Below are 14015 nucleotides of genomic sequence, written 5' to 3' on the forward strand. Positions count from 1 at the left end.
CACGGCAACAAGGGCGTCATCTCCAAGATCCTGCCGGTCGAGGACATGCCGTTCCTGGAGGACGGCACCCCGGTCGACATCATCCTCAACCCCCTCGGCGTGCCGGGCCGGATGAACGTCGGCCAGGTCCTCGAGATGCACATGGGGTGGATCGCCGCCAGGGGCTGGGACATCTCCGGGATCGAGGAGGCGTGGGCCGAGCGGCTGCGTGACAAGGGCTTCGAGAAGGTCGCCCCGCGCACCAACATGGCGACCCCGGTCTTCGACGGCGCGCGGGAGGAGGAGATCGTCGGGCTGCTCGGCAGCACCGTCCCCAACCGTGACGGGGAACGGCTGGTGGAGAGCAGCGGGAAGGCCCGGCTGTTCGACGGCCGCTCCGGCGAGCCGTTCCCGTACCCGATCGCGGTCGGCTACGTCTACATCCTCAAGCTGCTCCACCTGGTCGACGACAAGATTCACGCCCGGTCGACCGGCCCCTACTCCATGATCACCCAGCAGCCGCTCGGCGGTAAGGCCCAGTTCGGTGGCCAGCGCTTCGGTGAGATGGAGGTGTGGGCGCTGGAGGCGTACGGCGCCGCCTTCGCCCTGCAGGAGCTGCTGACCATCAAGTCCGACGACGTCATCGGCCGGGTGAAGGTCTACGAGGCCATCGTCAAGGGCGAGAACATCCCCGAGCCGGGCATCCCCGAGTCCTTCAAGGTCCTCATCAAGGAGATGCAGTCGCTGTGCCTCAACGTCGAGGTGCTCTCCAGCGACGGCATGTCCATCGAGATGCGCGACACCGACGACGACGTCTTCCGCGCGGCGGAGGAACTCGGCATCGATCTGTCCCGGCGTGAGCCGAGCAGCGTGGAAGAAATCTGACGGTCCCCATTCACGACGGGCACGTGCCGGCCCGCGAGGGAGGAAAATGGTTGTCGTCCTCCGTCGCGGGCCCGGCACGTTGCCATATTTCACACAGCAAATTCGGAGACTGGCCGGTCAGGGCTTTCCCAGCTTCCCGTATCACCTTCTCCGCGGACCCCTGGGACGGACGTGGACTTCCGCGGCGGGATCGACCTGGACCGGCAACGGCTCCCCGAGGGTGCCGGCCACCTCGTCCTGCGGGACGCGGCGCACGTTTTGGACCGGGCGCTGCGGGACGTCGAGCGCTGGGCGGACGCCGAGGACCGCGACGAGGCCCTGGCCACGGCTGCCGGCCATCTTCCTGGGCCGCTCTGCGCGCTGACGGCCCCGCCGATCGTTGCGCCGATCGTTGCGCTATCCGGGCAGGATGCCCGACGGGTGGCGGATGATGCCGGGGGGTGCCGGCCGGGAGGATGGCCGGCATGGATCCTGAACTGGAAGCATTCGTCCCGTTGTTCCCCCCGGCTGACCTGACCGACCCGTTCACGGCGCGCAAGTCCTTCGCCGAGCTCGCCGCCAGGATGCCGGCGCCCGACACCTCGGGCATGGAGATCGAGGACCGCACGGTGGCCGCCGATCCGGACGTGCCGGTGCGGATCTATCGCCCGCACCTGGCCCAGGGCGCCATCGTCTGGCTGCACGGCGGCGGGTTCGTCATGGGTGACGTGGACACCGAGCACCCGTGGGCCGCCCGGCTCGCGGACGGCTCCGGGGCGGTGGTGATCTCGGTGGGCTACCGGCTGGCGCCCGAGCACCGGTTCCCGGCCGCCCTCGACGACGCCTACGCCGTACTGGAGTGGACGGCCGAGCACGCCGCCGAGCTCGGCGTCGATCCGGAGCGGATCGCGGTCGGCGGGCACAGCGCGGGCGGGGGGCTCGCGGCCGCGGTGGCGTTGCGGGCGCGCGATCGGCAGGGGCCGGCGATCCGCTTCCAGCTGCTCAATCAGCCCGGGCTCGACGACCGGCTGGAGACCTGGTCGGCACGGAACTTCACCGACACGCCCTGGCTCAATCGCGGCAAGCTCGCCGCGGCGTGGCGGCACTACCTGGGTGACACGCCCGCTTCACCGGCCACCTCGCCGTACGCCGCCCCGGCGCGCGCCACCGACCTGTCCGGCCTGCCCCCCGCCTACGTCGCCACCGCGGAGCTGTGCCCGAACCGCGACGAGGACATCGCCTACGCGCTGCGCCTGCTGCAGGCGGGCGTGCCGGTCGAGCTGCACCAGTGGCCGGGCACCTTCCACGGGTCGCAGGCGATCATGTCCGCCGAGGTGTCGCAGCGGCAGATCGCCGAACTCGGCGACACCCTGCGCCGGGCGCTGGCCGAGTGAGCGCGGTGACCGCCACCGGCCTCACCGCCGAGGCGAGGGAGCCGGCCGCGCCGCCCCAGAGCCTGGGAGATCTGCTGCGCCCCTACGGGTGGAGCTTCGCCACCGTCGTCATCCTGCAGGTGATCGGCTCCGTCGCCGGTCTGGCGCCGCTGCTGGCGGTCGTCGAGCTGGGACGTACGCTCCTGTCGCCCGGCCCGGCCGATGCCGGCCGGGTCTGGACCGTCGTGCTCGCGGGTGCGGCCGGCCTGTTCGTCCGGCTGCTGTTCACGGTCGCGTCGTCCGGGATCGGGCACCTGCTCGACGCCCGGGTGGAGCTGTCGTTGCGCCGGCACCTGGCCGCGCGGCTGGGGCGGGTGCCGATCGGCTGGTTCTCCCGGCGGCGGACCGGCGAGCTGGCCAAGGTCGTGGGGCCGGACGTGAGTGCCGTGCACCCGCTCATCGCCCACTTCCCCGGCGAGTTCGTCTCCGCGTTCGTGGTGCCGCTGGTGTCGCTGATCTACCTGTTCACCGTCGACTGGCGGCTCACGCTGATCACGATGATCCCGGTGCTGCTGGCGGTGGCGCTGGTCCCGCTGATGATGACCCCGAGCCGCCGGCGCGAGCAGGAGGCGCTCGACGAGGGGATGGGGCGGATCTCGAACGCGGCCGTGGAGTTCGTGCAGGGCATCTCGGTGATCAAGGCGTTCGGCGGGGGCGAGCGCGCCCACCGCAGCTTCCGCACGGCCACGGACGATTTCGCCGACACCATGCTCCGGTGGGTGCGCGGCCTGTCCGGCATCGCCGCCGGGATGCAGCTGGCGCTGTCGCCGCCGTTCGTGCTGCTGGTCGTGCTGGCCGGCGGGACGGTTCTGATCACGGACGGTTCCCTGGCCGCGGCGGACCTGCTGCCCTTCCTGCTCCTGGGGCTGGGACTGACCGCCCCGGTGGCGGCGCTCGGCCACGGCTTCGACGACCTGCAGGCCGCCCGGCGCGCGGTCGGCCGGATCCGGGAGGTGCTCGGGGTGCGGTCGCTGCCTGAGCCCCGCCGCCCGGCCGCGCCGCAGGGGCACCGGGTGGAGCTGCGTGGGGTGCGCTTCGGTTACGAACCCGGGCACGAGGTGCTGCGCGGGATCGACCTGGTGCTCGAGCCGGGGACGGTCACCGCGATCGTGGGGCCGTCGGGAAGCGGGAAGTCCACGCTGGTCCAGCTGTTGCCGCGGTTCTTCGACCCCGACCACGGCTCGGTCGTCCTGGGCGGCGTCGATCTGCGCGAGGTCGGCGACCAGGAGCTCTACCGGACGGTCTCCTTCGTCTTCCAGGACGTACGCCTGCTGCGCGCGTCGGTCGCGGACAACATCGCGCTGGCCGTACCGCGGGCCGGCCGCGAGGAGGTGATCCGCGTCGCCCGGCTGGTGAACCTGCACGATCGGATTCTCGAGCTGCCGCGCGGATACGAGACGGTGATCGGCGAGGACGTCAAGCTGTCGGGCGGCGAGGCCCAGCGGATCTCGATCGCCCGCGCGCTGCTCGCCGCCACCCCCGTGCTGGTGCTGGACGAGGCGACCGCCTTCGCCGACCCGCAGACCGAGCAGGCGGTACGCGCCGCCCTGGCGACGCTCGCGGGCGACCGGACCGTGCTGGTCATCGCCCACCGCCTGGAGACGATCGCCGACGCCGACACCGTCGTGGTGCTGGAGGACGGGGCGATCGTCGAGCAGGGCGATCCCGCCGAGCTGCTGGCACAGGACGGCAGGTTCGCCGCGCTCTGGCGGTCCCACCGCTCCGCGATCACCGATGAGACCCGTGGTGGCCTGCCGCAAGGAGATGAGCTGCGATGATCCGAATGTTGCTGCGCGTGCTGGGGCACGAGTACGCCCCGCCGATGCGTCGTACCGTGGCGCTGATGACGGCGACCGCGGTGGCCGAGGGGCTGTCGTACGCGCTGCTGGTCCCGGTGCTGCGGGCGCTGTTCGGAGGCGGGCCCGCGGACGCCTGGCCCTGGCTGGCCGGGTTCGGGGGCGCGGTCGCGGTCTACGCGCTGCTGCGCTATCTCAGCGACCTGTCCGGCTTCCGCGTCGGGACCACGTTGTTGCGGGGCGTCTACCACCGCTTCGGCGATCATCTGGCCCGGTTGCCGCTCGGCTGGTTCACCGCCCGCCGCGTCGGGGAGGTCTCGGTCCTGGCCAGTGAGGGCGTCCTGCAGGCGATGGGGGTGGCGGCGCATCTGCTGGCACCGTTCATCTCCGCGTGCGTGACCCCGCTGACGATCGTCGTGGTGATGCTCGCCTTCAACTGGCAGATGGGGCTGGCCGCGCTGGTCGCCGTGCCGGTGGTGGCGGCGATCCAGATCTGGACGGGACGCTCGACGGCCGCCACCGACGCGGAGCGCAGCGAGCGCGGCGACGAGGCCACCGGGCGGGTCATCGAGTATCTCCAGGCCCAGCCGGTGCTGCGGGCCGGCGGCCGGAGCGGCGAACACTTCCGGCTGCTCGACGACGCGCTGTCCGGGCTCCAGCGCGCGGCCCGCCGTTCCCTGCGGTCGGCGCTGCCCGGCGCGGTGGGCCTGACGCTCACGGTGCAGGCGATGTTCACCGCGCTGCTGGCCCTGGGCGCCTACCTCGCGCTCGGCGGGAACATCGGCGCGCCGGAGGTCCTGGCGATCCTGGTGCTCGCCGCCCGCTGCGCCGACCCGCTGCTGTCGCTGTCGGACATCGGGGGCAAGGTACGCAGTGCCCGTTTCGACCTGGCCAGGCTCGACGCGGTGGTCCGCACCGAGCCGCTGCCCCAGGCGCGCGAACCGATCCAGCCGGTACGCCATGACCTGGAGTTCGAGGCCGTCACCTTCCGCCAGACCGGCCACACGCTGATCGACGACCTGTCGTTGTCGGTGCCGGAGGGGCGGCGGCTCGCCGTGGTCGGGCCGTCGGGCGCGGGCAAGAGCACGCTGCTGCAGCTCCTCGCGCGCTTCTACGACGTGGACGCGGGCGTGGTGCGCGTGGGCGGGGTGGACGTGCGCGCGATCGACACCGAGGTGCTGATGGCGCGGATCGCCATCGTCTTCCAGGACGTCTACCTCTTCGACGGCACGATCGAGGAGAACGTACGTCTCGGCCGTCCCGGCGCCGGCGAGGCCGAGGTACGGGCGGCGGCGGCCGCCGCGCGGCTGGACGAGGTGATCGAGCGGCTGCCCGGCGGATGGGCGGCGAAGGTGGGCGAGGGCGGCGCGCTGCTGTCAGGTGGTGAGCGCCAGCGGGTCTCGATCGCGCGGGCGCTGCTGAAGGACGCGCCCATCGTGCTGCTGGACGAGGTGACCTCCGCGCTGGACCCGGTGAACGAGGCGGCCGTCCACGAGGGCATCGATCGCCTGATGGCGGGCCGGACGGTGGTGATGGTGGCGCACCGGCTGCGGACCGTCCAGCGCGCGGACCACATCGTCTTCCTCGACGGGGGCCGGATCGCGGAGGAGGGCAGCCACGACGAGCTGCTGCGCCGCAGCGGCCGCTACGCCGGTTTCTGGAACCTCTCCCTGGCGCCGGCGGCGGGCGAGGGTCATTGACACTAGGTCACCGATGAGCCAACCTACCGGGACGGAAGGATATGCAGCATTGCATATATATGCAACCGGGGCGGCGGCGCGCCGGTCCGGGATGACCGACCAGGAGTGATCACCATGACGGAGCTGCCGACCTTCGGCGCCGGCATCTGGCATTTCGCCACCTACAAGGACCGCTACGCCACCGACGGATACGGGCCCCCGGTCGGCCTGCTGGAGCAGATCGACCGGGCCGGAGCCGTGGGCGACCTGTCGGTCGTCGACCTCAACTGGCCGTTCGCGGGCTTCGACGGCACCCTCGACGACGTCAGGACCGCGCTGACCGAGAACGACCTGCGGGCCATCGCGATCACCCCCGAGATCTACACGCGGGACTTCGTGAAGGGCTCGTTCACCAACCCCGACCCGGCGGTGCGCAAGCGTGCCCTCGCCCTGATGCACGACGCCACCGAGGTGGCCCTGGAACTCGGCTGCTCGTACGTGAAGCTGTGGCCCGGCCAGGACGGCTGGGACTACCCGTTCCAGGTGAACTACCACGACATCTGGAACCTCGCGCTCGACGGCCTGAAAGAGCTGTGCTCCGCACACCCGGAGATCAACTACGTGATCGAGTACAAGCCGCGCGAACCCCGCGTGAAGATCATCTTCCCGAGCGTGGCCCGGACCCTGCTCGGCATCGAACGCATCGGCCTGCCCAACCTCGGCATCCTGCTCGACTTCGGCCACTCCCTCTACGGCCAGGAGACGCCGGCCGACGCGGCGCAACTGGCCATCGACCACGGGCGGCTGTTCGCCATCGACGTCAACGACAACATGCGCGGCTGGGACGACGACATGGTCGTCGGCTCCGTGCACCTGGTGGAGACCTTCGAGTTCTTCCACACCCTGCGCAAGAACGACTGGCAGGGCGTGTGGCAGCTGGACCAGTTCCCCTTCCGCGAGGACAGCGTCCAGGCGGCCAGGCAGGCGATCCGCTTCCTCAAAGCGGTGCACCGCGCGCTCGACATCCTGGACGACGACGCGCTCGCCGCCGCCCAGGCCGCGCACGACGCGCTCGCGGCGCAGCGGCTCGTCCAGAACGCCCTGCTCACCTCGATGGCGGGACCGGAAAACTCCTGACAGCCGTGACCACGGCCGGGCCACCTGCCTCGCGGCGGTCAGGCCAGGTGTCGACGGGGTTGCACCCCCAGCGTGGCGACGACCTCGCCGCGCGACTCTCAGATCTCGCGGATGCCAGGGAAGAACCGCGGTGGGTGCCGTTGCTGCGGACCAAGGCCGGTGTTCAGGGTGGAATGTGCGGGGGTATGGTGGGGACTTGTGACGACGTTCCGGATCAGCGAGGCCGCGGCGCTGCTCGGGGTCAGCTCCGACACCGTCCGCCGGTGGGTGGACGCGGGCCGGCTGGAGGCCGAGCGCGACGAGCACGGCCACCGGCGGATCGACGGCGCCGACCTGGCCGCGTTCGCCCGCTCGCAGGTCGAGGAGAGCGACGACGGTGGCCGGTCCTCGGCGCGTAACCGCTTTCGCGGAATCGTGACCGAGGTGATCCGCGACGCCGTGATGGCGCAGGTGGAGATCGCCGCGGGGCCGTTCCGGGTGGTGTCGCTGATGAGCCGCCAGGCCGCGGACGAGCTGGGCCTGGAGGCGGGGGTGGTGGCGGTCGCGGTGATCAAGTCCACCAACGTCGTCGTGGAGATTCCCGGTCACGAGCGCGTGACCAGTCACGTGTGAGGAGCCCCTCTTTGGCGTTCAGGCGTCCCACCCGATGGGCGATCGCCCTGCCCGTCGCGCTCGCGCTGGCGGGCCTGTCCGGTTGCGGCTCCGGCGGGCCGGCCGCGACCTCCGCCTCGGACCCGGCCCCCGCCGCCTCCGGCGGCGCCGAGGAGCTCACCGTGTTCGCGGCGGCCTCGCTGACCGGGACGTTCACCGAGCTCGGCAGGACCTTCGAAGCCGCACACCCGGGTACGACGGTGAGGTTCAACTTCGGCTCCAGCTCGACGCTGGCGCAGCAGATCACCCAGGGGGCGCCGGCGGATGTGTTCGCCGCGGCCAGCCCGGCCACGATGAAGACCGTCACCGACGCGTCGATGGCCGGTTCGCCGGTCACCTTCGTGCGCAACAAGCTGCAGATCGTCGTGCCGGAGGACAACCCGGCCCGGGTGGACGAGCTGAAGGACCTGGCCGACGGCAAGGTGAAGGTGGCGTTGTGCGCCGAGCAGGTGCCGTGCGGCGCCGCGGCGGTCAAGGCGCTGGACGCGGCCGGGCTCAGGGTCACCCCGGTCACCCTGGAGCAGGACGTCAAGGCCACGCTGACCAAGGTCGAGCTGGGCGAGGTGGACGCGGCGCTGGTCTACCGGACCGACGTGATCGCCGCGGGCGGCAAGGTGACCGGGATCGCCTTCCCGCAGGCCGATCAGGCGGTCAACGACTATCCGATCGTCGCCCTCACCGACGCTCCGGCCGGTGAGCCGGCCCGGCAGTTCGTCGATCTGGTGCTGTCGCCGCAGGGCAGGGACGTGCTGACCAGAGCCGGCTTCGAGGCGCCCTGATCACTCATGAGCTCTTCGATGCCGGAACAGGTCGATCTGCCCGAACCGCCGCGTGGGCGCGGCCGGTCGGCCGCGGGCCGCGAGGTCTCCGGGCGGCTGCCGTGGATGCTGGTGCTGCCCGCCGTGGTGGGGCTGGTCTTCCTCGTGCTGCCGCTGGCCGGGCTGCTGATCCGCGCCCCCTGGGCCACGCTGCTGCGGCGGCTGGCCGAGCCGCAGGTGCTGGAGGCGTTGCGGCTGTCGCTGGTGTGCGCCACCGTGGCCACCGCCGTGTGCCTGCTGCTCGGGGTGCCGCTGGCCTGGCTGCTGGCCAGGGTGTCGTTTCCCGGGCGGCGGCTGGTCCGGGCCCTGGTCACCGTTCCGCTGGTGCTGCCACCGGTGGTCGGCGGGGTCGCGCTGCTGCTGGTGCTGGGGCGGCGCGGGCTGGCCGGGCAGTGGCTGGAGGCCACGTTCGGCATCACGTTGCCGTTCACCACGGCGGGTGTGATCGTCGCCGAGGCGTTCGTTGCGATGCCGTTCCTGGTGATCAGCGTGGAGGGCGCGCTGCGCGCCGCCGACCAGCGGTTCGAGGAGGCCGCGGCCACGCTGGGCGCCTCGCGGTGGACCGTGTTCCGGCGGGTGACGCTGCCGCTCATCATGCCCGGCGTGGTGGCGGGGGCGGTGCTGTGCTGGGCGCGGGCGCTGGGCGAGTTCGGCGCGACGATCACGTTCGCGGGCAACTTCCCCGGCACCACCCGCACCATGCCGCTGGCCGTCTACCTCGCCCTGGAGACCGAGCCGGAGGCGGCCATCGTGCTCAGCCTGGTGCTGCTCGCCGTCTCGGTGATCATCCTGGCCAGCCTGCGCGACCGGTGGGTGAACGCGTCATGACCCTGCACGCCCGCCTGGTCGTCACCCGGCCCGCCTTCACCCTCGACCTCACCCTCGAGGTCGCCCCCGGCGAGGTCGTGGCGCTGCTCGGCCCCAACGGCGCGGGAAAAACCACCGCCCTGCGCGCCCTGGCCGGGCTCACCCGCACGTCCGGCGGGCAGATCAGCCTGCGCGGCAGGCCGCTGCACACCCTGCCCGCCGAGGGCCGCCCGATCGGCATGGTCTTCCAGGACTACCTGCTCTTCCCGCACCTGACGGTGCTGGACAACGTCGCGTTCGGCCCCCGCTGCCACGGAGTCCCCAAGGCCGAGGCCCGCCGCACCGCCGCCGCCCTGCTGGAGCGCGTCGGCCTCGCCGACCGCGCCGCCGCCAAGCCGCGGCACCTGTCCGGCGGCCAGGCCCAGCGGGTCGCCCTGGCGCGGGCGCTGGCCGTGCGGCCCGAGCTGCTGCTGCTGGACGAGCCGCTGGCCGCCCTCGACGCCCACACCCGCCTGGAGATCCGCTCCCAGCTGCGCCGCCATCTGGCCGACTTCGACGGCGTCACCGTCCTGGTCACCCACGACCCCCTGGACGCCATGGTGCTGGCCGACCGCCTGATCGTCATCGAGAACGGCGCCGTCGTCCAGGAGGGCACCCCGGCGGAGGTCTCGCGCCGCCCCCGTACCGACTACGTGGCCCGCCTCGTCGGGCTCAACCTGTATCGCGGTGTGGCCGGCGGGTGCCGGGTCAAGGTGGGCGAGCTGCTGCTGCACACCTCCGAGCAGCTCGACGGAGCCGCGTTCGTCGCCTTCCCGCCGGCCGCCGTGGCGCTGTATCGCACCCGTCCCGACGGCAGCCCGCGCAACCTGTGGCAGGCCGTCATCGACGGCATCGAACGGCACGGCGACAACGTACGCGTCCACCTCGACGGCCCCATCACCGCCTTCGCCGACATCACCCCCTCCGCCGTCGCCGATCTCGACCTGACGCCCGGCCAGCGGATCTGGGCCTCGGTCAAGGCCACCGAGACGCACGCCTACCCGGCGTGATCGAGCACGCGCCGTAGGGCCGCCGCGTACGTCGCGCCGGCCCGCGAGCGCCTTGCTCCCGCGGGCCCTCAGTCCCATGACGCCTGGTCAGCACGCCTCCGCGGTGGCGCGCGGACGTTCCGATTGACGAAACGGGACATTGTCCCATATATTTCCGGGACAACGTTCCGCTTATCGAAGGAAACGCACATCATGCGTGAATCGGCTGTCCTGTCGGTCAGCCCCGTTGCGCTGCCCGCTCCCGGCCGCGCCGTGGACCTCCAGGTACGAGTGTCCGCCCCCATGACCGGCGACCAGCTGCCGATCATCCTGCTGTCGCACGGCCAGGGATACTCGAACAACCTGTCCTCACTGAACGGCTACGCCCCGCTCGCCAACTTCTGGGCCGCGCACGGCTTCGTCGTGATCCAGCCCACCCACCTGAGCTCCAGGACGCTGAGCCTGGACCCCGACGACCCCGAAGCGCCCTTGTACTGGCGATCGCGAGCCGAGGACATGACCCGCGTCCTCGACCAGCTCGACGCGATCGAGGCCGCCGTCCCGCAGCTGTCCGGGCGCCTGGACCGGAGCAGGGTCGCCGTGGCCGGGCACTCGATGGGCGGGCACACCGCGAGCATGCTGCTCGGCGCGCGCCTGACCGACCCCCACGACGGGACGGAAGTGAACCTGACCGAGCCCCGGATCAAGGCGGGCGTGCTGCTCGCCGCGCCCGGCAGGGGCGGCGACGCGGTCACCGAGTTCGTGGCCGAGCACTACTCCTTCTTCCTGAGCACGGACTTCTCCGGGATGGCGACGCCCGCACTCGTGGTCGCCGGCGACAAGGACGCCTCCACCCACCTGACGGTCCGGGGCCCGGACTGGCACGCCGACCCGTACTTCCTCTCCCCCGCGCCCAAGACCCTGCTCACCCTGTTCGGCGCCGAGCACGGCCTCGGCGGGGTCTCGGGATATGACGTCGCCGAGACCACGGACGAGAACCCCCAGCTGGTGGCCGCGGTCGCGCGGCTCACCTGGGCCTACCTCCGCAGCCGGCTCTACCCGGGCGACTCCGCCTGGCAGGAGGCGTGCGACGAGCTGACGACCGGACCCGACGCGCTCGGCCGGGTCGAATCCAAGTAGGCCCGAAGCCGGCGCCGAGCACGCCCCTGGCCGAGCCGTGCACGGGCCTCAGCAGGCCGGTCCCCCGGCTCCGCCTCCGAGGCGGCGGAACTCCGCGGGCGGCACACCGTACGCCGCCCGGAAGGCACGACTGAAATGAGCGGGGTTCGTCAGACCCCAACGGGCGGCGATCGCGCTCACCGGCCGCGACCGCAACGCCGGATCCAGCAGGTCACGCCGGCACCGCTCCAACCGCCGCCGCCTGATCCAACCGGCCACACCGCTCTCCACGCCCTCGAACAACGTGTACAACCGCCGCAACGAGATATGGTGCGCACCGGCGATCGACCCCGGCGACAACGCCGGATCACCGAGCCGTTGCTCGATGTAACCCTGCACCCGCACCAGCAACGCCTCCCCACGGGAATCCGCCGGCCGCCCGTCGCCCCGCCCCACCCGGGCGGCCAGCACCACACAGAGCAGGTCGAGAACGGCGGCCCCCAGACGGGCACTCTCCTCGGGACGGCAACCGTCCAGCGTGGCCGGCAACTGACGGGCCAGCGACGAGATCAACGCCGTCGTGCCCCGAGCACCAGGCATGGCGACACCCGTGAGCGCACCGAGCTCCCCGTCCTTCAGCGGTAACAGCGCGCGCGGGAAGCTGAGCGCGATGCTCGAAGCCGCCGTGTCGTTGACCCACCGGCACGGCCGCGACAGGTCGACGACCGCGAAATCGCCCGGCCTCAACTCCGCCTGACGGCCGCCCTGCTCGACGACGAGCCGCCCGCGGACAAGAACATCGATCTTGCACAGCCCCGGATCCGAACGACGGATGAGACGGGGCGTCCGCAACGCCTGCCCACGCGTCGTCACCAGATCGAGGACCTGCGCCGGACCCACGTCGGTGACCGTGACACGACTGCGGAAATCACCCCGCGGCATCCGCAGCTCCAACGGCGCCAGTAACCCGCGCACGACCTCCTGCCAGTAGTCCCGCCGCGAGACCACCGGCTCGTCCTCCGCCTGGAACACCACAGTCATGACGACCACCTCACCGTACCCCGCCCCACCGCGTCCCACCCCCGGCGCGCACGGACGGCCAACAAGCCCGCACGCCACGGCAAGACGCCGGACCACCTCCGCCGCGACGATGGGGGCCATGTCCACCGACGACAGCGGATACGACTACATCATCGTCGGGGCGGGCAGCGCCGGCTGCGTGCTGGCCGCCCGGCTCAGCGAAGACCCCGGACACCACATCCTGCTGCTCGAAGCCGGCCCACCCGACGAAGCACCCGAGATCCGCATGCCCGCCGCCGCCCCCACCCTCTGGCAGGGTCCCCTGTCCCGCAACGACGTCACCGTCCCCCAGCGCCACGCCGGCAACCGCACCGTCTTCCTGTCCGGCGGCCGGACCCTGGGCGGCGGCTCCACCATCAACGGCATGGTCTACATCCGCGGCAACCGCGCCGACTACGACGCCTGGCGCGACCTGCACGGCTGCGCCGGCTGGGGCTACGACGACCTCCTGCCGTACTTCCGGCGCGCCGAGGACCAGCAGCGCGGCCCCTCCGCCTACCACGGCACCGGCGGCCCCCTGCGGGTGGCCGACCTCAACCACCGCCACCAGCTCAGCCAGGCGTGGCTGGCCGCCGCCGTCGCCGCCGGACTGCCCGCCAACGACGACTTCAACGCCGCCGTCCAGGACGGCGTCGGCTACTACCAGGCCACCCAGCGCGACGGCCGGCGCTGGTCCGCCGCCGACGCCTACCTGCGACCCGCCGCACGACGCCCCAACCTCACCATCCGCACCGGCTCCCCCGCCACCCGGATCCTGTGCGAACGCGGACGGGCCACCGGAGTGCGGTACGTGCACCAGGACACGACGTACGAGGCGCGAGCTCGGCATCCAGGTCACCATCGACTCCCCCAGGGTCGGCGCCGGCCTGCAGGACCACCCGCAGTGCCTGCTGGAGTGGCACACCCCCGGCGTGCCCAGCATCACCGAGCACGCGACCCCGGAGAACCGGGCCCGGTGGCAGGACAGCGGGCAGGGCCCGATGAGCTCGTGCGGCGCCGAGGCAGGCGCTTTCGTCCGGACCCGCCCCGGCCTGACCGCCCCCGACCTGCAGATCGGCGCCCACCCCGGCCCCATCCCAGGTGAGGGCTCCGCGAACCGGCGCGGCCTGGCCATCCTGGTCAGCGCACTCGACATCCACAGCCGCGGACGCATCACCCTGCGCTCGACGGACCCGGCCGACCCCCCGCTCATCGACCCCGCCTACCTGTCCGCCGAGACCGACCTCGACATCCTGGTGGCAGGAGCCCACCTCGCCCGCGACATCACCGCCTGTTCCCCGCTGGCCGGCCTGGTCACCGGCGAGCACCAGCCCGGCGGGCACGTCGACGGCCCGGCCCTGCGCGAGTGGATCCGCGGCCACGTCGGCACCATGTTCCATCCCACCAGCAGCTGCGCCATGGGAGCCGACGAGTGGGCGGTCTGCGACCCCGAGCTGCGGGTGCGCGGCCTGGACGGGCTTCGCGTCGTCGACGCCTCCGTCATGCCGGCCGTTCCGCGCGGCAACACCAACGCCCCCACGATCGCGATCGCCGAACGCGCCGCCGACCTCTTCCGTGGCATCGCCGCGCCGTCTTCGCAGGAACCGGTTCAGCAGACCTGAGCGAGCGCCTTTACATTGTAGAT

General features: G+C 72.2%; 13 protein-coding genes and 1 pseudogene. 13 read left to right on the forward strand and 1 reads right to left on the reverse strand.

Annotated elements, in window-relative coordinates:
- The 11 genes and pseudogenes from AB0J69_RS17635 to AB0J69_RS17685 all read left to right on the forward strand — a co-directional run.
- A pseudogene (locus AB0J69_RS17635) lies at window positions 1–864 on the forward strand (DNA-directed RNA polymerase subunit beta); the annotation flags it as partial.
- A 171-nt stretch (window positions 865–1035) separates the two neighbouring features.
- Window positions 1036–1380, forward strand: coding sequence for a hypothetical protein (locus AB0J69_RS17640; RefSeq protein ID WP_364118035.1), 345 nt, complete (start codon window positions 1036–1038; stop codon window positions 1378–1380).
- A complete protein-coding gene (locus AB0J69_RS17645) occupies window positions 1329–2237 on the forward strand; it encodes an alpha/beta hydrolase (RefSeq protein WP_364118037.1) in 909 nt (302 codons plus the stop codon). Before AB0J69_RS17640 ends, AB0J69_RS17645 begins: the two co-directional genes overlap by 52 nt.
- Entirely contained in the window at window positions 2234–4054 is a 1821-nt protein-coding gene (locus tag AB0J69_RS17650) for an ABC transporter ATP-binding protein (protein ID WP_364118039.1), read from the forward strand. Before AB0J69_RS17645 ends, AB0J69_RS17650 begins: the two co-directional genes overlap by 4 nt.
- The gene (locus AB0J69_RS17655) at window positions 4051–5772 is read left to right on the forward strand and encodes an ABC transporter ATP-binding protein (protein WP_364118041.1); all 1722 of its coding nucleotides are present in this window, start codon (window positions 4051–4053) and stop codon (window positions 5770–5772) included. The genes AB0J69_RS17650 and AB0J69_RS17655 overlap by 4 nt, the downstream gene beginning before the upstream one ends.
- Before the next feature lie 114 nt (window positions 5773–5886).
- The gene (locus AB0J69_RS17660) at window positions 5887–6888 is read left to right on the forward strand and encodes a sugar phosphate isomerase/epimerase family protein (protein ID WP_364118043.1); all 1002 of its coding nucleotides are present in this window, start codon (window positions 5887–5889) and stop codon (window positions 6886–6888) included.
- A 198-nt stretch (window positions 6889–7086) separates the two neighbouring features.
- Complete coding sequence (locus AB0J69_RS17665) at window positions 7087–7500, forward strand: helix-turn-helix transcriptional regulator (protein WP_364118045.1); 414 nt, start codon at window positions 7087–7089, stop codon at window positions 7498–7500.
- 11 nt (window positions 7501–7511) lie between these two features.
- Window positions 7512–8318, forward strand: coding sequence for a molybdate ABC transporter substrate-binding protein (gene modA / locus AB0J69_RS17670; RefSeq protein ID WP_364118046.1), 807 nt, complete (start codon window positions 7512–7514; stop codon window positions 8316–8318).
- Window positions 8319–8423: 105 nt separating this feature from the next.
- Window positions 8424–9185, forward strand: a complete 762-nt coding sequence (gene modB, locus AB0J69_RS17675; RefSeq protein WP_364118364.1) for a molybdate ABC transporter permease subunit — start codon at window positions 8424–8426, stop codon at window positions 9183–9185.
- Complete coding sequence (locus AB0J69_RS17680) at window positions 9182–10213, forward strand: ABC transporter ATP-binding protein (RefSeq protein WP_364118048.1); 1032 nt, start codon at window positions 9182–9184, stop codon at window positions 10211–10213. Before modB ends, AB0J69_RS17680 begins: the two co-directional genes overlap by 4 nt.
- Before the next feature lie 192 nt (window positions 10214–10405).
- Window positions 10406–11332, forward strand: a complete 927-nt coding sequence (locus AB0J69_RS17685; protein ID WP_364118050.1) for a chlorophyllase — start codon at window positions 10406–10408, stop codon at window positions 11330–11332.
- Between the two features lie 48 nt (window positions 11333–11380).
- Here the strand turns inward: AB0J69_RS17685 and AB0J69_RS17690 are convergent, their stop codons facing one another.
- Entirely contained in the window at window positions 11381–12352 is a 972-nt protein-coding gene (locus AB0J69_RS17690) for a helix-turn-helix domain-containing protein (RefSeq protein ID WP_364118052.1), read from the reverse strand.
- 118 nt (window positions 12353–12470) lie between these two features.
- Here AB0J69_RS17690 and AB0J69_RS17695 point away from each other — a divergent pair, with 118 nt between their 5' ends.
- Together AB0J69_RS17695 and AB0J69_RS17700 are read left to right on the forward strand one after the other, a co-directional pair.
- Complete coding sequence (locus tag AB0J69_RS17695; protein ID WP_364118054.1) at window positions 12471–13475, forward strand: GMC family oxidoreductase N-terminal domain-containing protein; 1005 nt, start codon at window positions 12471–12473, stop codon at window positions 13473–13475.
- Complete coding sequence (locus AB0J69_RS17700) at window positions 13372–13992, forward strand: GMC oxidoreductase (protein WP_364118056.1); 621 nt, start codon at window positions 13372–13374, stop codon at window positions 13990–13992. The genes AB0J69_RS17695 and AB0J69_RS17700 overlap by 104 nt, the downstream gene beginning before the upstream one ends.
- The last annotated feature ends 23 nt before the right edge of the window (window positions 13993–14015 follow it).

It is taken from the genome of Nonomuraea sp. NPDC049709 (assembly GCF_040674815.1).
Lineage (GTDB): Bacteria > Actinomycetota > Actinomycetes > Streptosporangiales > Streptosporangiaceae > Nonomuraea.

Excerpts from the sequence above, each read along its gene's own strand:
- AB0J69_RS17645 (WP_364118037.1), top strand. The coding sequence starts at position 1,329 with ATGGATCCTGAACTGGAAGCATTCGTCCCGTTGTTCCCCCCGGCTGAC.
- AB0J69_RS17655 (WP_364118041.1), top strand. The coding sequence starts at position 4,051 with ATGATCCGAATGTTGCTGCGCGTGCTGGGGCACGAGTACGCCCCGCCG.
- AB0J69_RS17660 (WP_364118043.1), top strand. The coding sequence starts at position 5,887 with ATGACGGAGCTGCCGACCTTCGGCGCCGGCATCTGGCATTTCGCCACC.
- modB (WP_364118364.1), top strand. The coding sequence starts at position 8,424 with ATGCTGGTGCTGCCCGCCGTGGTGGGGCTGGTCTTCCTCGTGCTGCCG.
- AB0J69_RS17680 (WP_364118048.1), top strand. The coding sequence starts at position 9,182 with ATGACCCTGCACGCCCGCCTGGTCGTCACCCGGCCCGCCTTCACCCTC.
- AB0J69_RS17685 (WP_364118050.1), top strand. The coding sequence starts at position 10,406 with ATGCGTGAATCGGCTGTCCTGTCGGTCAGCCCCGTTGCGCTGCCCGCT.
- AB0J69_RS17690 (WP_364118052.1), bottom strand. The coding sequence starts at position 12,352 with ATGACTGTGGTGTTCCAGGCGGAGGACGAGCCGGTGGTCTCGCGGCGG.
- AB0J69_RS17695 (WP_364118054.1), top strand. The coding sequence starts at position 12,471 with ATGTCCACCGACGACAGCGGATACGACTACATCATCGTCGGGGCGGGC.
- AB0J69_RS17700 (WP_364118056.1), top strand. The coding sequence starts at position 13,372 with ATGAGCTCGTGCGGCGCCGAGGCAGGCGCTTTCGTCCGGACCCGCCCC.